Below are 16055 nucleotides of genomic sequence, written 5' to 3'. Positions count from 1 at the left end.
TGAGTTTCGAGGTGTGGCCGACTTTCGTGCCGCTGATCCCGACGCCGCTGCCCGGCGCGGCATGCCGGTTCAGGCCGGAAGGGCGATGTGCGGGTCGTTCGAGCGATAGGGCTCGGCGTCGGGACCGGTGGCCAGGCCGCGCAGGATGGTGGCGATCGCGTGGTGGATGGCCGCCTCCCGGTCGGCGTCGGTGGCATCGGCCAGGGGGGCGTCGATGAGGAGCGTCGCCAGGCCGTGGACCGCCGCCCAGGCGGTGAATTCGGCGCCGGGGCGTTGGCGGGGATCCATGAAGCCCACGGTGACCAGGGCGTCCAGGCCGACGCCGATCAGCTGGAATATCGGGTCCTCGGTGACGTCCTTGTCGATGTCGATGTCGGTGGTGCAGAAGGCGGTTCGGAACAGGCCGCGTTCGCGGTCGGCGTACTCGATGTAGGCGCTGCCGGCGGTCGCCAGCCGGGCGATGGCGGTGGCGGTCGGGTCCGGTTGTTGCGGAACGTCTTTCATCGCCGTGTCGAGGGCCTCGAACAGCGCCTCGGCCGCCCGATCGTGGACCGCGGCCAGCAGCTCCTCCTGCCCCTTGAAATGGCGGTAGGCGGCCGTGGCCGTCACGCCGACCGCACGGGCCGCGGCGCGGACGGTGACGGCGGTGGGCCCGCCGATCTCGGCGAGCTCCGCGCTGGCGCGAACGAGGGCGTTGCGCAGGTCCCCGTGGTGATAGGGGGCCTCGCGACCGGGTCGTTGCGGCGCGTCTTCAGTGATGGCCACGACATTGATGTTGACACCTGTACAGATTCGGTGGCAAGTTAACACCCATAAAGTTCACACCCGTCAACATTCGTGTCTGCACGAGGGGAAGCAACCATGAGCGCAGTGCTGGGGAGGATCGGCGACTTCGCCTTCCGACGCCGTGGCCTGGTCGTCTCGATCTGGATCGCGCTGCTGATCGCCGTGATCGGTGGCGCCGCCGTCGGCGGTGGCCACCTCGACGACCGGTTCACCGTGCCGGGGGCCGAATCGCAGCACGCGCTGGACACCCTGGCCGAGACCGCGCCGGGCGCGGCCGGGGCCACGGCCCAACTGGTCTTCACCGCGCCGCCGGGTCACCTCATCTCGGAAGCGCCCTACCGCGCGGCCATCGCGCACACCCTGGAGGTCGCCGGCACCGCGCCGGGCGCGGTCGGGGTCACGACGCCGCAGCAGGCGGGAACGATCTCACCCGATCAGCGGACCGCGATCGGGATGGTGTCCTTCACCGGTGACCGCTCCCAGGTGAGCGAGGGCGCCCGCACCACCGTCGAGCGGTCGGCGGACTCGGCGCGGGACGCCGGACTGGACGTGTCGGTCGGCGGCACCGTGTACGGCGTCGGCCAGATGCAACCGGGAATCACCGAAGTCCTCGGCCTGGGTGTGGCCGTGCTGGTCCTGCTCATCACCTTCGGATCGCTGCTGGCGGCCGGGATGCCGTTGCTGTCGGCGATCTTCGGCATCGCCGTCACGGTGGGCGGGCTGCTCGGGGTGGCCGCGGTCGTGCCGGTGTCCTCGACCGCCCTGACACTGGCGCTCATGCTCGGGCTGGCGGTCGGGATCGACTACGCGTTGTTCATCCTGTCGCGGCATCGGTCGCAGTTGGCCGCGGGGCTCTCGCCCCGGGACTCGGTCGTGCGGGCCAATCAGACCGCGGGCAGCGCGGTCGTGTTCGCCGGAACCACGGTGATCATCGCGCTGGCGGCGCTGAGCGTCATCGGGATTCCGTTCCTGACCGTCATGGGCCTGGCCGCCTCGGGCGCGGTGCTGGTCGCCGTCGCGGTGGCGATCACGCTGCTCCCCGCGCTGGCCGGATTCGCCGGTCCTCGGCTGGCGCCGCGCACCGGGTCGCGGGCCGAGCGCCGGGCCGCGGCCACCGGCGCGAACAGCATGGGCGCGCGCTGGGCTCGTCTGGTCACCGCGCGGCCGATCCTGACGGTGGTGGCGGTGGCGGGTGCGCTGATCGTGCTGGCGATTCCCGCGGCATCCCTGCGAATGGCGCTGCCCGACAATGGATCCGCGGCCGCCGTGACCGGACAGCGACAGGCCTACGACACCATTGCCGAGAAGTTCGGTCCCGGATTCAACGGCCCGCTCGTGGTGGTCGTCGACGCCGGCGGTGATACCGGAGCGGCCGCGCGGGTGGCCGAGACCGTGCGCGGGCTGCCGGATGTCGCCTTCGTGGCGCCGCCGCAGCCGACGCAGCGGACCGGGCAGTCGCTGCTCATGGTCGTTCCGGCGAGTGCGCCGGAATCCCGGCACACCGCCGACCTCGTGCACGCGATCCGCGGCCAGGCGCCCGCCGCGGTCCCCGACGCCCGGGTTGCCGTCACCGGTGACACGGCGGTCACCATCGATGTCTCGCAACGGCTTTCGGCGTCGCTGCTCCCGTTCCTCGGCGTCGTGGTCGGGTTGAGTCTCCTGCTGCTGGTCGTGGTGTTCCGCTCGATCGCGGTGCCGGTGAAGGCGGCGCTGACCTTCCTGCTGTCGGTCGCGGCCGCGCTCGGGGTGACGGTGGCGGTGTTCCAATGGGGTTGGGCGGCGGATCTTCTCGGTGTCGCCAAGACCGGTCCGGTGGTGGCGTTCCTGCCGATCATCCTGGTGGGCGTGCTGTTCGGGCTGGCCATGGACTACGAGGTGTTCCTGGTCTCCGGGATCCGCGAACAGTGGCTGCGTGAGGGCGACGCGACGGCGTCGATCGTGGAGGGCACCCGGCACAATGCCCGGGTGGTCACCGCGGCGGCCACCATCATGGTCGTGGTCTTCGCCTCGTTCGTGCCCACCGATGACGCCATGATCAAGCCGATCGCCTTCGCGCTGGCGGTGGGTGTGCTCGTGGACGCGTTCGCGGTGCGGCTGACCCTGGTCCCCGCCGTGCTGGCCCTGCTGGGCCGGGCCGCGTGGTGGCTGCCGCGCCGCCTCGACCGGATCCTGCCGGAACTGAATATCGAAGGGCCGCAGGAGGAACAGCCGGTGCGGCGTGCGGAAGAGCGCCTGCCCGAGCCGGTCTCGGTCTGACCGGGCGGAGGGTCAGGCCGGCTGCCACAACTCGATTCGGTGGCCTTCGGGGTCGGTGACCCAGCCGAATCGGCCCACACCCTCCATGTCCTCGGTCCCCTCGGCGACGTTCGCGCCCTGGGCCCGCAATTGCGCGAGCATGGCGTCCAGGTCGCGGACCCGGAAGTTGAGCATGGTCTGCTGGTCACGGGAGCCGAAGTAATCGGTGTCGGCCGGGAAGGTGGAGAAGACGGTCATACCGGGTTCCTGCCGCCACAGGCCGTGCTCGTCGGCGTCGAGGCCGAGGTTCTCCCGATACCAGGCGCCTAGGGCCTCGGGGTCCTTCGCGCGCAGGAAGTAACCGCCGATGCCGAGCACTCGTTCCATGAGGCCATCTTGCCGGGCCGGGGGCAGGGGAGGCGACTGCCACTCCGGGCGATTCGGTGCATCAGTGTGCGAGCGGGGAGGCTTCGAAGGCATGGAGGAGGGGACCGGCGAGCAGGCCGACGACGATGGAGCCCGCTGCGGCGAGGTAGGCCGTGACGCGGGGGATCGGTGCGGAGTCGGGCAGGTCCGCAGGTCCCTTCAGCGCCGGGATGATCCAGCGGAGGTAATAGAAGACGCTGGCCACCGCATTGAGGACGGCGATCACTACCAGCCAGCCCAGGCCCGCGTCGAACGCGGCGGTGAAGACGGTGAGCTTGCCGAGGAAGACGCCCGTCGGCGGCGTGCCCACCAGGCCGAGCAGACAGACCACCAGTGCGACGAGGAGTCCGGGTCGGGCGCGCAGCAACCCGGTGTAGTCGGAGAGCGTGCGCAGCTGGGGGAGTGCGCAGACGACCGCGAACGCACCGAGATTGGTGAGCGCGTACGCGGCGAGATAGAGGAGGACGCCGCCGAGGGCCAGGGTGGAGCGGTTCGCGGCGGCGACACCGACCAGCAGATAGCCGACCTGGGAGATGGTCGAATAGCCGAGCAGGCGGCGGACATCGGTTTGGAAGAAGGCCGCGAAATTGCCGAGCGTCATGGTGGCGGCCGCGATCACCGCGATCAGGATGCGCCAGTCCAGGTCCCCGGCGTCGAGGACTTCGGCGGCGAGCCGGTAGATGGCCACCACCGCACCGAGTTTCGGCACCGTGGTGACGAGGGCCGCGACCTCCGGGCGGGTGCCCTGGGTGACATCGGGAACCCAGAAGTGGGCCGGGACCGCGCCCGCCTTGAACAGCAGTCCGCCCAGCACCGCGAGCGCGCCGATCCCCAGCGCGGCGCGCGGCGCGGCGGCGGCCGTCTGCGCGATCATCGGGTAGGCGGTCGCGCCGCCCGCGCCCAGGACCAGGACCGCGCCGAAGAGCATGGTGGTGCCGAACAGCGCGCCGAACAGGTAGAACTTCAGGGCCGCCTCGGTCCCCAGCGCGTCCTTGCCGAAGCCGGTGAGCGCGTACAGCGGAATGCTGGCCAGCAGGTATGCGCTGATGAGGATCAGCAGGTCGGTGGCTCCGGCGAGCAGGATTGTGCCGACCCCGGTCAGGGTGAGCAGCACGATGAACTCGGATTCCCTTGCGGCGGCGCGAGTTCCGGGTAGCGACAGGGCGAGCAGGATCAGCAGGGAGGCCGCGACGGTCACGCGGATGGCATCGGTGCCGACGTCGATGCTGTAGCTGCCGTCGAAGATGATCTTCGCCGGGTCGTTCCAGATCTTCACCGTCAGGACGATCGCGGTCACCGCGCCCGCCGCGGCCAGCAGGCGCACCGGCCATTGCCTGTCCCGGGGCAGGAAGGAACCCAGGACCAGTCCCAGGACCGCGGAAAGCGCCAGCGCCGCTTCGGGAATCAGGGTGAGCAGGTCCTGGACCATCATGTCCTCGGACATCGGTCCCATCCCACCCATGTCAGCGCACCACCAGGACACCGAGGGTGCGGGCGGTGGGTTCCACCACATCCAGCAGCACGCGCGGCGCGATGCCGATCGCCACCGACAGCACCATCAGGGGAATGGCCGAGATCGCCTCGGGCGCGGTGAAATCGGTGAAGCTCGCCTCCGTGCGCGGGACGCCGAGGAACAGGCGCTGATAGGCGCGCAACAGCAGCGCCGCCGTGATCAGGATGCCCGGGAACGCCAGCGCCGTGAACACCGGTGCGGGAGCGAAGGATCCGACGAAGATCTGGAACTCGGCGATGAATCCGGAGAAGCCCGGCAGGCCCAGCGAGGCGAAGAACGCGGCCGCGGTGACGGCGGCGAACACCGGCGCCTGCCCGGCGAGTCCACCGAAGGCGTCGAGGTCGTAGGTGTGTCGGCGTTCGTAGAGGACTCCGGCGAGCAGGAACAGCGCGCCGGTGATCAGGCCGTGGCTGACCATCTGCGTGACCGCCCCGGTGATCGCGAGGGTGCGCGCGTGCTCGGAATTGCCCGCCACCAGGCCCGCCGCGCCGACGGCCAGCACCACGTACCCCATGTGATTGACCGAGGTGTAGGCGATCATGCGTTTGACATTGCGCTGCGCCATCGCGACGAGCGCCCCGTAGAGCACGCTGATCACGCCGATGACCACCAGGACCAGGGCATAGCGCCGCCACGCCTCGGGCAGCAGCGGCATGGCGATCCGCAGGAAACCGTAGGTGCCCAGCTTGAGCAGGACGCCCGCCAGGATGGCCGAGCCCTCGGAAGGAGCCTCGGTGTGCGCGAGCGGCAGCCAGGTGTGGAACGGGAACGTGGGCGTCTTGATCGCCAGGCCCACGACGATGGCGGCCAGTGCCACGGCGCCGCGAGCCGTATTGCCCGCCAGCGGATTCGCCGCGGTCAACTCGACCATGTCGAAGGTGTGCGGGTCCGCGGCCAGGTACAGCACGATGAAACCCAGCAGCAGGGCCAGCGAACCGATGAAGGTGTAGAGGAAGAACTGCAACGCGGCCTGCCGGGCCCGCTCGTGACCCCAGCCATTGATGACGAAGTACATGCCGACGATCGTCAGATCGAAGAACACGAAGAACAGCACCAGGTCCAGGGACACGAACACGCCCAGGCACACCGACTCCAGGAACAGGAACAGGGCCGCGAACCAGCGCAGCCGATCCCGGCGACGCCAGGCGTAGCACGCGCAGGCCAGGAACAACACGGTGGTGAGCGAGACCAGCGGGAGGCTGAGGCCGTCGACGCCGATGTGGTAGCCGGAGCGCAGCGTGGGGATCCAGGTGTGGTGCGCCTCGTCGGCGAATTCGCCCGCGGCGGGCGGGTTCCGGGTGAACCCGATCCACAGCGCCACCGTCAGCGCGACCTCGATGCCGCCGACGCCCACCCACGCGGCGCGGGCGACGCCGTCACCCAGCCGGGGCACGGCGAGCAGGGTCGCGCCCGCCAGCAGCGGCAGGAACACCAGAACGCTGAGCACGTTCACCTCGTCTCTCGTCGGGGCGGGGTCACCGCAGCACCATCAGCACGACCGCCAGCACCATGAGGGCGACCACCGCCTGCGCGTAGTACTGGTGCACCAGACCGGTTTCCGGGCGGCGCGCCCAGCGGCCCAGGTCGCGGGACGCGGTGGCGATGCCGGACACCGTGGCCTCGATCGCGCCCTCGACGCGGCGGTCGACGGTGCGGGCGGCGGCCAGGCCGGAGGTCGCGGCGAGGTGGATGCCGCGGGCGAGGACGCGGTCGTCGAAGGCGGCGAGGAGGTTCGCGAGCGCGAGAGTCGGTGTGGCCACCAGTTTCCGGGCGGCGGCTTCCAGACCGAGCCAGTTCGCCGGCGCGGCGGGGGCGGGCAGGTCGCCGCGGCGGCGGATCAGCGTGGCGACGACGGCCACCGTCAGGATCGCGACCGCGCCGGACAGGACGAGTTCGGACCACGTGGTGGCCGGGGCCGCGCCGGTGTGCACGATGCGGGCGAACCGGTCGTGCACGCGGGGCGCGACGGCGACGCCGCCCGCGATCACGGCGATCGCCAGCGCCGCCAGCGGCAGCCACTCGGCCGGATTCACCGTGCGGGTACCGGGTTCCTCGGTGTCCCACGCCTTCTCGCTGTCGGGGGTTTTCGGCAGCCACACCAGGGTGAGGGCTCGGGCGGCGTAGACCGCCCCCAGGATGGTGGCGGCGAAACCCGCCACAGAGAGCGGAGTCGAGATCTCGCGGCACACCGCGAGCACGGCGTCCTTCGTCGGCCACAGGGCGAACGGCGGCACGCCGGCCAGACCGAGTGCGCCGATCGTGAAGGGCACGCCCACAAGGGGATACGCGCGGGCCGCGCCACGCAGCCCGGCGAGCTGCTTGGTGCCCAGGGCCGTCAGCCACGCGCCCGCCGCCAGGAACAACAGGCTCTTCACCGCCGCGTGCGCGACCAGATGGCCACTGCCCGCGGCGATTCCGCCACCGTCGGCCGTCACGTTGGCGGCCTCGCGCGCGACCATCGCTCCCGACCCGGCGGCCAGCACCATCAAGCCGACCTGGGCGCAGGTGGAGGCGGCGAGCAACTGCTTGAGATCCCGCTGGCACACCGCGACCGTGCCGAGGGCCACCGCCGTCAGCGCACCGACCCACGCGGTCACCGGACCGGCCCAGCCGGTCGAGGCCAGCAGCGGTTCCAGGCGAATCAGCAGGTACGCGCCCGCCGCGACCATGGTCGCCGAATGCAGCAGGGCCGACACCGGACTCGGGCCCGCCATCGCCCGCGACAACCAGAAGCTGAACGGCAGTTGCGCCGATTTGCCCAGCGCCGCCAGCACGATGCCCGCCGCCGCGGCGTCACGCCAGCCGTGCGGCAGGGCGGGCAGGGCGTCCAGCGCGAGCGCCGCCGAACCGCCCGCGAGGGTCGCGCCGGCGGCCAGGTACATGCCGAGATCGCCGGTGCGGGTGGTCAGGAACGCCACCAGACCCGAGGCCGCGCGCTGCTCGTCGCGCCAATGGAAACCGATGAGGGCGTAGGAGGCCGCGCCCATGAGCTCCCAGGCGAACAGCAGGGTGAGCAGGGTCTGCGCGGTCACCGTGGCGAGCATGGCGGCGGCGAACATCAGCATCAGGCCGTGGAATCGAGCCCGGGGTTCGTGCGGGGCGAGATCACCCGCGGCGAAGAGCAGGACGCAGAGCACGACCGCGGCCACGGTGACGATCAGGACCGCCGACAGCCCGTCCACGCCCAGGCGGATCGGTGCGCCCGTCAGGAACGGGGCCGAGACCTCCTCGCGGTGAACGGCATTCGTGATGGCCAGGCCCAGTGTCGCTACAGCGACCGTCACCGCCGCCGCGGGGGCGATCCGGTCCGCGCGGCGGCCGCACAGCAGCAGCGAGACTCCGCTCAGCACTGGAACCGCGATCAGTCCCCACAGCACGGGCTCAGCCCTTCAGATCAGCGGCCGAGTCGACCATGTCGACATCGCGGGCCCGGAAGATGGCCGTGGTCACCGCGAAACCCGCCGCCATCTCCACCGCCATGGCGGTGACCGCGACCAGCACCAGGACCTGGGCGTCGGCGGTGGGCCAGGCGAAGTACCAGAACGCGGCCGCGGCCACGATGACCGCGTTGATCATGAGTTCCAGGCCCATCATGATCATGACGATGGACTGCTGGGACAGCACTCCGAACAGTCCGACACTGAACAGAGCGGCCGCCAGGACCAGGAATTCGGGCAGATTCACCGGCCGACACCTCCGTCGACGGGATCGTCGGGGACCCGGCGGTCGAGCCGATCGCCGAACCGGTCGTAGCGGCCGCGATGGGTGGCCAGCACCACGGTGGCCACGATCGTGGTGAACAGCACCAGACCGACGATGATCATCACCAGCATCTCGGAACCCATGATCGCCTCGCCCAGCGACGCGGTCGGGTCCGGCGGGAGTGGGCGGTCGCGGGTCGGCCAGTCGACCAGCAGTGCCACCGCGGTCAATGCGGCGAAGACGGTGGCCGAGATGGCCAGCGCGCCTGTGCGGTTGTGCACCATGGTCATGGGCATCAGACCCGCCGGGTTCATCATGTACATGATCATGAAGACCACCATGATCAGCATTTCCATGATCATCATCAGGATGATCAGGACGCCCAGGTAGGCCAGATCCACCAGCAGCACCGTGCCCGCCACGAACACGAACGACAACAGCAGCGCGAAGGTCGCGCGCGCCATGGAATCCACCCGGAACACCGCGATCCCCGAAGCCACCGCGCCCACCGCGCACAGCCAGAAGATCACCTGGGACCACACGTCGCGCCCTCCCGTCTCACAAGGCCAGGACCGAAACGACCAGGGCCTGCAGCAGAATCAGCGGCAGCAGCACGATCCACGCGACCTCCATGTAGCGCGACATCCGCATCGCGGGGAACCGGCGTCCCACCCACAGCAGCACCGCCAGCACGGCCACCGTCTTCACCAGCGACCACAACCAGCCCGGCAGCCACGGCCCCGCGCCGCCACCCAGGAACAACGGCACCGTCATGGCCGACCCGGCGACGAAAAGCGCCCGGCGGGACAGGGTCACGAGCAGCCGATCCGGACCCGACAACTCGGCCACCGCGCCACCGGCGATATCCCGGCCCAGCGCGCCGGCGAACGGCGGACTGAACGACATCGCGGGCACCGACAGCAGATAGACCAGGAACGCCACCGGCATGGTCACCACGAACCACTGATCCTGCTGCGCGGCAACGATATCGGCGACGCTCAGCGACCCGGCCCCGACCGCCGCGCAGATCAGCGCGAACATGTGCGGCAACTCGTAAGCCAGCCCCTGCGCGACGAACCGATACCCGCCGACCAGTGAGAACGCCGAATTCGCACCCCACCCGGCCAGCCACACCGCCGCCCACGACCCGATCTCGAGCGTATTGAACCACGCCAGGCTCACGGTGGAATCCAGCACCACACGATCGCCGATCGGAACCAGCGCGGCAGCGCCGATGGCAGCCACGAGCAAGACGAAACCAGCGGCGCGCCCCAGCAATACATCCGACCCGACGATCCGCCGCCGCTGCTGGACCAGGCGCAACGCCACCGACCGCAGCGGTGCGACGGCTGCGACCGCAGCGTCCGCGCCGGAGACTCTCGCCCGAGCCAGCGCCTCCGCGGTCTCCACACCCCATACGAGCACCAGCACCAGCACCGGCAGAACCGCGGCCATCCACCACGGCGCGAGCTCAACCATGCGCGACCCCCGCCCCGGCCGCGTCCCACACGGCCACATCGACATCCACCCCGAGCCCCGCCACGATCAACCGCGCTTCCCCCAACTCCGCCCCGGTCAGCAGACGCGGGAGGTGTTCTACGATCCACCGATTGCGCGCCCGTTCAGCCGCGACGAATTCCTTTGCCTCCGAAGAGAAATCGGCGACCCGCCCACCCCCGACCGCCTCGGCCACCCAGGCCAGCAGCCGATCATGGGTATCACCCACAAACCCCGGCGGAACCCCCTCGCCCCCATCGACCTGCCCGACATCCCGCAACGACCACCGCAGCACCCGAGATCGGGCAACCCGCCGCGCCCACCGATCCAGCCCCGCATCGACCGCGAACAGATTGCTGTCCAACAACTCCGGCGACTGATCCATCGCCCCGTGCCCGTGCTGCTGCGCGCCCGGACTCCCCAGACCCGCCAGCACGTCATCCCGGAACCGCCGCCCCGCGGCCGCGGCGTCCTCCCACCCGGCCACCTCCAGCAACGTCGCCACCACATCCAACGCCCGCGCGGCCCGCCACCCCCGCAACTCCCGTTCACCCACCGCCTCCCCACCCTCGGCGCGCAACCACGGACGGAGCCAATACGGCTCATCTCCGTGCCCCGCCCCCACCACCGAAACCGTCACCCCCGAAACCACATCCCCCTGCAACCGCGCCCCCACCACCAACCCGCCCGGCCAATCCACCAATACCGGCCCCAGCGAAACCGTCAACACATCCAGCGCGAGACCGTCCCGATCGGCCTCCCGATCCGCCATCACCAACCCACCCGGCAGTGGCATGCCACCCCCATGCCCGCCATGCCCGCCATGTGACTCGTGTCCACTGTGGTCCGCATGCCCGCCGTGGTCCATATCGCCACCGTGCGCGCCATGGTCGTCGGCCTCACCCATGGCCATCGAATGCCCAGCGTGCGCGTCGGGCATGTCATGTGCGGAGTGCTGTTGGTGGGAGGCGTGCTCGTCGTGCTCCGCATGCGCACTGTGGTCTGCCATATCCCCGGGCGGCTCGTAGCCATGGTGTTCGCCGTGCTCACCCGGTGATGCCGCGCGGAGCGAGCATAGGTCTGTCGCCGCTGTGGTGAGAGCGGCTGCGGCCGAGGCCGGGTCGGTGATGTCGATGCGTAGTCGAGGCAGCGGCATGGCCTCGTGGATTCGCGCCACCGCAGCCTCGAACTCACCCCCGCCACTTCCGGAGACGACCAGAAGATCTGCGGCAGCCGGGCTTTCGGCCTGCCGCCACCCGTTCTCGCGGAGCACCCGCTCGATCGCGAGCCGAGTCTCCGTGCCCCCGGGCGCGACCGCCACCAGCGGAACCACCGCGATCCGCCGCCGAAGCCACCCGTTCACATCCATCGCAGCGCCCCCTCCCGCCACGCGTACAGCACCGCGACCATCAGCACCGCCAGGAACCCGAACATCTCCACCACGGCGGAGGCCCCGATCTCGCCCACGACCACGGCCCACGGATACATGAACGCCATTTCCATGTCGAACGCCAGGAAGATCATCGTGATCGTGTACCAGCGCACATGAAATCGCGACACCGCGTGTTCGACAGCCGCGGCCCCCGACAGATAGGGCATCCGTTCGACAGCCTCCGGGGCAACCCGCACCGCCCGAGCGCCCGCGAACAAGACCCCGGCCGACACCGCCACCACACCGATCAGAACAGCCAGATTCGCCACCACGCGCCCGACCACCTTCCGTGCCCGTCGCGAAGCAGACTACTAGCCGACTACGTAGTTATCCGGCATTGACGAGGGTGGATCGCAGCCGGGTCGCCAGGGCGGCCGGCTCACCGGATGGGCAGGGCGGCGAGGATTTCCTCGGTTGTGGCGGTGACTCCGAGGCGGGGGAAGATCTTCTCCACCGAGTGGGCGTGGGAGGCGGGGTCGCGGTCGGAGGTGGCGTCGGTGGCGATCACGACGTTGTAAGCGTGCTCGTGGGCGGCGCGGGCGGTGGATTCGACGCCGATGCTGGTGGCGATGCCGCCCAGGACGATGGTGGTGATGCCGCGGCGGCGCAGTTGGAGGTCGAGATCGGTGCCGTGGAAGGCGCCCCACTGGTGCTTGGTGATTCGGATGTCGGGTCCAGGAGAGTGTCCGTCACAGCGGGATCCTTCGGTGGGAGTGGGGGATGGGTTCAGTCCTCGACGAGGCGGGCCAGCAGGGGGATCGCGGCGATCAGCGAATCCTGTTCGGCGGGGGAGAGTTTGGTGGTGATGGCGGTCGACAGCCAGTCCTCCTTGGCGTGGTGGGCCAGGCGCAGCAGGCGTTCACCCTCGGCCGACAGGGACAGCAGGATCTGTCGTTGATCGGTGGGGTGCGGGGCGCGGGTGACCAGGCCGCGGTCTTCGAGGGCGGCCAGGGTGGTGCGCATGGACTGCGGGCGCACCCGCTCGGCGCGGGCCAGGTCGGCGACCGAGAGGGGGCCCTCGTGGCCCAGGCGGCTCAGCGCCACGGCCTGGGAGGGTGTCATCTCGAAACCGGCTCGCGCCGAGCGGAGTTGGCGCAGCAGCCGACTGGCCACGACGCGGAGTTCGCCCGCGGCGGCCGCGACGTCGGCCGATGGACCGGCCTCTGCGTTCGAGCTCACCCTCCCAGGGTGGCGCAAGGCAGGAAGACTGGCAAGTTTACCTGTCGAGTTTACTGCGGGTGATCGAGTCGGACAGACGGGTGCGGAGGAACGCGGTGATGTCGGTGCGAGCCGCCTTGGCTTGCGGCACCAGGCCGGGCAAGGCGATGAAGGCATGCGGCGCGCCCGGGTATTCGGACAGCTGGACGGGGATGCCGAAGTCGTGGAGGCGTTCGGCGTAGCGGCGGCCCTGGTCGGCCAGCGGGTCGAGGGTCGGGATCACGACCAGGGCGGGCGGCTGGCCGGTGAGGTCGGCGTACAGCGGCGAGAGCGGGTGCGGGTCCTCGCCCGGCGGGACGGCCAAGCGCCGGAACAGTTTCAGTCGCGGCAGATTCAAGGTCGGGGTCTCGGCGTAGCGGGTCATCGTCGGGTAGTCGAACATGGTGTCGGTCAGGTCGAAGGCCGGGTTGATCAGCACCTGCGCCAGCAGGGGCAGGCCGCTCGCGGCGGCGCGGATCGCCGTCAGGGCGCTGATCAAGGCGCCGCCGCTCTCGCCCGCGAGTATGACGCGCGCCGGGTCGATGCCCCATTCGCCGGGGTGATCCAGGATGTGCCGCAACACATCCCAGTCGTCGTCGACGGCGGCGGTCAGCGGGGTGTCCGGCGCGATCAGGCGATGCTCGACGGAGACGATCACGGCGGGCAGCTCGGCGGCGAGATGGCTGTTGCCCCAATCGCATTGGGCCGCGGTTCCCGCGAAGCCGCCGCCGTGCACATGGAGGACGAGCGGTAGGGCGTTCGCGTGCTCTCCGACCGGACGGTAGACCCGGATCGGGACCGCGCGATCGGGGAAGGTCACCTGCTGCCATTCGATGCTGACGCCGCGCGCCGGTAGCCCGGTGACCACGCGCATGAACTTCGATCCCGCCAGCCGATTCGCCCCCGCCACGTGGGCGGTCAGCTCCTCGGGCGTGAGGGACTCCCAGTCCGGGTCCTTGCGCAATGAGTGCAGGATGCGGATTCCGCGCGGTGGCTGGTCGTATTTGCCGGGCCGGGTCTGGTTTTCACCGTCGTGTCTGGACATGGATCCCAGCATCGGCGGGCGTCGCCGGGGTGTATTGAAGAAATGTTCCCGGCGCGACTCAGCGCGCGCCCGCCCGCCCACGCGACCGGGTCGACCGCCAGCCACGGCGCGTCCGCGAGGGCCGTCGGCGTCAGTCCCGCGAAGGTCATCGTCTCCCGGCTGAAATGCGATTGATCGGCGTACCCGCTCTCCGCCGATACCCGCGCGGCGCTGCTCCCCGCGGCTAGTCGGTGGGTGGCGTCGTCGAATCGGACCAGTTGCGCGGCCCGCTTGGGCGTCAGGCCGATCTGGGTTCGGAAGCGCGACCACAATCGCTTCCGGCTCCACCCGATCTCGTCGGCCAGCGCTTCGACGCGAATCTGCCCGCCGCTGAGGATGATTCGCCGCCAGGCGTAGCGCACCTCAGGGTCGACCGCCGGTCCGCTCCGGTGCCGCGCGGTCAGGGCGTCGTCCAGGATCGCGAATCTCTCGTCCCAGGAACGGCTCTCGTGCATTCGCTCGCGCAGCAGTTCGACCTCATGCCCCCACAGCTCGTCGAGCCCGATCACGCCACCGGATACCTCCGGCGAGCCGCCCAGTGTCGCGTACGCCACCACCGGTGACAGCCGCACCTGCAGCAGATCCACGGTCTGCGCCTGCCCGTACACCCCGATCGGGCACAGGCCCACCACACCGCTGCCCGCGACCCGGCTCCCGCCGGCATCCTCGACCATCGCCATGTCCCCGAGATCGATGAACATCGTCACCGCCGGGAACGGCACCACCGGCAGATGGTCCGGGCCCGCCGCGCGCCCCTGGAACCCGGCCATGCTGACCCCGGGGCAGCGGCCCGGCAGTGTCGGCACGGTGACATCCACCAAGGTCCCGGCGACAACGACCGAATCGGCAGCCATGGCCCCATGGTACGAGCCGCCCGCGCCGAGGCCGGAAACGCGATGGCCGATTCCCGCCGGTCATCGCCGATCGGCTGCGACAGAGTAGGGAGCGGAAACGAACGAGACGACACAGGAGGAAGCGATGAGCGTGTACACGACAATGGCCAGCCCGGTCGGCGAGCTGCTGCTCGCGGGCGAGCGGCGCGGGACCGGGGTGGAGCTGACCGCGGTATCGATGGCGGGCAGCAAAAGCCTTCTGGTGGAGGGCGACTGGGAGGCCGACCCGGACGCCTTCGCCGACGTCGTCGACCAGCTGACGGCCTACTTCGCCGGGGAGCGGGACAGTTTCGACCTCCGGATGGGCGGCCGCGGCACCGATTTCCAGCGCCGGGTGTGGCAGGCCCTCGACCAGATCCCGTACGGCGTCACCGTCACCTACGGGGAGATCGCGAACCGGATCGGGGCGTCCCGGGCGGCGGTGCGCGCGGTGGGCTCGGCCATCGGGGCGAACCCGCTGCTCATCGTGCGGCCCTGCCACCGCGTGATCGGGGCCGACGGGTCGCTGACCGGCTACGCCGGCGGCATCGAACGCAAGCAGCTGCTGCTGGAGCTCGAGCGGGCCGCGTGATGACCGCCGTCCTCCGCGGTATCGCGGCCGGGGTCGCCGACCAGGACTGGGCGGCCCTGGCCGGTGAGCTCGACGCGTACGGGCACGCGCTCACCGGGCCACTGCTCACCGGAGACGAATGCCGCACGCTCGCGGCGCTGTACGACGTGGACGACCACTTCCGGTCGACGGTCGACATGGCCCGGCCCCGGTTCGGCTCCGGCGAGTACCGCTACTTCACCCACGACCTGCCCGAGCCCGTGGCGGAACTGCGGGCCGCCCTCTATCCGATGCTGCTGCCCATCGCCCGGGACTGGGCCGCCCGGCTGGGACGGCCCGGCACCTGGCCGGACCGGCTCGAGGACTGGATCGCCCAGTGCCACCGGGCCGGGCAGACCAAGGGTTCGCAGATCCTGCTGCGCTACGGATCCGGCGACTGGAACGCCCTGCACCGGGACCTGTTCGGGGACATGGTGTTTCCGCTCCAGGTCGTGATCGGGCTGGATGTCCCCGGCGTGGACTACACCGGCGGGGAGTTCCTCATGGTCGAGCAGCGGCCCCGTGCCCAATCCCGTGGCGCGGCAATGGCCTTGCCGCAGGGGCACGGTCTGGTTTTCACCACCCGCGACCGTCCGGTCCGCGGCTCCCGAGGCTGGTCGGCCGCGCCCATGCGTCACGGCGTGAGCCTGGTGCGATCCGGGCGGCGGAGAACCCTCGGCCTCGTCTTCCACGACGCCTGA

The 16055-nt window shown here is 70.5% G+C and carries 18 protein-coding genes; 4 read left to right on the top strand and 14 right to left on the bottom strand.

Annotated elements, in window-relative coordinates; all coding sequences use genetic code 11:
- Positions 1-69: 69 nt before the first annotated feature.
- Complete coding sequence (locus tag ACQP06_RS22385; RefSeq protein WP_433666440.1) at positions 70-765, bottom strand: TetR/AcrR family transcriptional regulator; 696 nt, start codon at positions 763-765, stop codon at positions 70-72.
- Between the two features lie 96 nt (positions 766-861).
- Between ACQP06_RS22385 and ACQP06_RS22380 the strand changes: the two genes are divergently transcribed.
- A complete protein-coding gene (locus ACQP06_RS22380) occupies positions 862-3042 on the top strand; it encodes an MMPL family transporter (RefSeq protein ID WP_433666439.1) in 2181 nt (726 codons plus the stop codon).
- A gap of 12 nt (positions 3043-3054) precedes the next feature.
- Here ACQP06_RS22380 and ACQP06_RS22375 read toward each other — a convergent pair whose 3' ends face one another.
- The 8 genes from ACQP06_RS22375 to ACQP06_RS22340 form a co-directional block, all read right to left on the bottom strand.
- Positions 3055-3408 carry a VOC family protein gene (locus ACQP06_RS22375; protein ID WP_433666438.1) on the bottom strand — a complete coding sequence of 118 codons (354 nt, stop codon included), beginning with the start codon at positions 3406-3408 and terminating at the stop codon, positions 3055-3057.
- A gap of 61 nt (positions 3409-3469) precedes the next feature.
- Positions 3470-4891, bottom strand: coding sequence for an NADH-quinone oxidoreductase subunit N (locus ACQP06_RS22370; RefSeq protein ID WP_433666437.1), 1422 nt, complete (start codon positions 4889-4891; stop codon positions 3470-3472).
- 19 nt (positions 4892-4910) lie between these two features.
- Positions 4911-6407 carry a complex I subunit 4 family protein gene (locus ACQP06_RS22365; RefSeq protein ID WP_433666436.1) on the bottom strand — a complete coding sequence of 499 codons (1497 nt, stop codon included), beginning with the start codon at positions 6405-6407 and terminating at the stop codon, positions 4911-4913.
- Between the two features lie 28 nt (positions 6408-6435).
- Positions 6436-8337, bottom strand: coding sequence for an NADH-quinone oxidoreductase subunit 5 family protein (locus tag ACQP06_RS22360; RefSeq protein ID WP_433666435.1), 1902 nt, complete (start codon positions 8335-8337; stop codon positions 6436-6438).
- A gap of 4 nt (positions 8338-8341) precedes the next feature.
- Positions 8342-8644 carry an NADH-quinone oxidoreductase subunit NuoK gene (gene nuoK, locus ACQP06_RS22355; protein ID WP_357084349.1) on the bottom strand — a complete coding sequence of 101 codons (303 nt, stop codon included), beginning with the start codon at positions 8642-8644 and terminating at the stop codon, positions 8342-8344.
- Positions 8641-9204, bottom strand: coding sequence for an NADH-quinone oxidoreductase subunit J (locus ACQP06_RS22350; RefSeq protein ID WP_433666434.1), 564 nt, complete (start codon positions 9202-9204; stop codon positions 8641-8643). The genes nuoK and ACQP06_RS22350 overlap by 4 nt, the downstream gene beginning before the upstream one ends.
- 16 nt (positions 9205-9220) lie before the next feature.
- Positions 9221-10141, bottom strand: coding sequence for a complex I subunit 1 family protein (locus ACQP06_RS22345; protein WP_433666433.1), 921 nt, complete (start codon positions 10139-10141; stop codon positions 9221-9223).
- The gene (locus tag ACQP06_RS22340; protein WP_433666432.1) at positions 10134-10955 is read right to left on the bottom strand and encodes a hypothetical protein; all 822 of its coding nucleotides are present in this window, start codon (positions 10953-10955) and stop codon (positions 10134-10136) included. Before ACQP06_RS22340 ends, ACQP06_RS22345 begins: the two co-directional genes overlap by 8 nt.
- Positions 10956-10991: 36 nt before the next feature.
- Here ACQP06_RS22340 and ACQP06_RS22335 point away from each other — a divergent pair, with 36 nt between their 5' ends.
- Positions 10992-11216, top strand: a complete 225-nt coding sequence (locus ACQP06_RS22335; protein WP_433666431.1) for a hypothetical protein — start codon at positions 10992-10994, stop codon at positions 11214-11216.
- Positions 11217-11518: 302 nt separating this feature from the next.
- Here ACQP06_RS22335 and ACQP06_RS22330 read toward each other — a convergent pair whose 3' ends face one another.
- From ACQP06_RS22330 to ACQP06_RS22310, 5 genes are all read right to left on the bottom strand, one after another.
- Positions 11519-11863, bottom strand: coding sequence for an NADH-quinone oxidoreductase subunit A (locus ACQP06_RS22330; protein WP_433666430.1), 345 nt, complete (start codon positions 11861-11863; stop codon positions 11519-11521).
- Positions 11864-11970: 107 nt separating this feature from the next.
- Positions 11971-12252, bottom strand: coding sequence for an isochorismatase family protein (locus ACQP06_RS22325; protein ID WP_433673403.1), 282 nt, complete (start codon positions 12250-12252; stop codon positions 11971-11973).
- A gap of 65 nt (positions 12253-12317) precedes the next feature.
- On the bottom strand, positions 12318-12770 hold the full coding sequence (locus ACQP06_RS22320) for a MarR family winged helix-turn-helix transcriptional regulator (RefSeq protein WP_433666429.1): 453 nt from the start codon (positions 12768-12770) through the stop codon (positions 12318-12320).
- A 37-nt stretch (positions 12771-12807) separates the two neighbouring features.
- Positions 12808-13752, bottom strand: coding sequence for an alpha/beta hydrolase (locus tag ACQP06_RS22315; protein ID WP_433673402.1), 945 nt, complete (start codon positions 13750-13752; stop codon positions 12808-12810).
- Positions 13707-14726, bottom strand: a complete 1020-nt coding sequence (locus tag ACQP06_RS22310; RefSeq protein ID WP_433666428.1) for a helix-turn-helix domain-containing protein — start codon at positions 14724-14726, stop codon at positions 13707-13709. Before ACQP06_RS22310 ends, ACQP06_RS22315 begins: the two co-directional genes overlap by 46 nt.
- A gap of 124 nt (positions 14727-14850) precedes the next feature.
- On the opposite strand from ACQP06_RS22310, the gene ACQP06_RS22305 reads away from it, so the two are divergent.
- Both ACQP06_RS22305 and ACQP06_RS22300 read left to right on the top strand, forming a co-directional pair.
- On the top strand, positions 14851-15336 hold the full coding sequence (locus ACQP06_RS22305; protein ID WP_433666427.1) for a methylated-DNA--[protein]-cysteine S-methyltransferase: 486 nt from the start codon (positions 14851-14853) through the stop codon (positions 15334-15336).
- Positions 15336-16055 carry a 2OG-Fe(II) oxygenase gene (locus ACQP06_RS22300; protein WP_433666426.1) on the top strand — a complete coding sequence of 240 codons (720 nt, stop codon included), beginning with the start codon at positions 15336-15338 and terminating at the stop codon, positions 16053-16055. Before ACQP06_RS22305 ends, ACQP06_RS22300 begins: the two co-directional genes overlap by 1 nt.

The organism is Nocardia sp. CA-136227, assembly GCF_050955695.1.
In the GTDB taxonomy this organism is placed as follows: domain Bacteria; phylum Actinomycetota; class Actinomycetes; order Mycobacteriales; family Mycobacteriaceae; genus Nocardia.
The sequence above is the reverse complement of the archived record's forward strand: the minus strand, read 5'-3'. Positions and strand labels throughout refer to the sequence as shown.

Coding starts and splice junctions, on each gene's coding strand:
- ACQP06_RS22380 (WP_433666439.1), top strand. CDS start 862: ATGAGCGCAGTGCTGGGGAGGATCGGCGACTTCGCCTTCCGACGCCGT.
- ACQP06_RS22375 (WP_433666438.1), bottom strand. CDS start 3,408: ATGGAACGAGTGCTCGGCATCGGCGGTTACTTCCTGCGCGCGAAGGAC.
- ACQP06_RS22370 (WP_433666437.1), bottom strand. CDS start 4,891: ATGTCCGAGGACATGATGGTCCAGGACCTGCTCACCCTGATTCCCGAA.
- ACQP06_RS22345 (WP_433666433.1), bottom strand. CDS start 10,141: ATGGTTGAGCTCGCGCCGTGGTGGATGGCCGCGGTTCTGCCGGTGCTG.
- ACQP06_RS22340 (WP_433666432.1), bottom strand. CDS start 10,955: ATGCCACTGCCGGGTGGGTTGGTGATGGCGGATCGGGAGGCCGATCGG.
- ACQP06_RS22310 (WP_433666428.1), bottom strand. CDS start 14,726: ATGGCTGCCGATTCGGTCGTTGTCGCCGGGACCTTGGTGGATGTCACC.
- ACQP06_RS22305 (WP_433666427.1), top strand. CDS start 14,851: ATGAGCGTGTACACGACAATGGCCAGCCCGGTCGGCGAGCTGCTGCTC.
- ACQP06_RS22300 (WP_433666426.1), top strand. CDS start 15,336: ATGACCGCCGTCCTCCGCGGTATCGCGGCCGGGGTCGCCGACCAGGAC.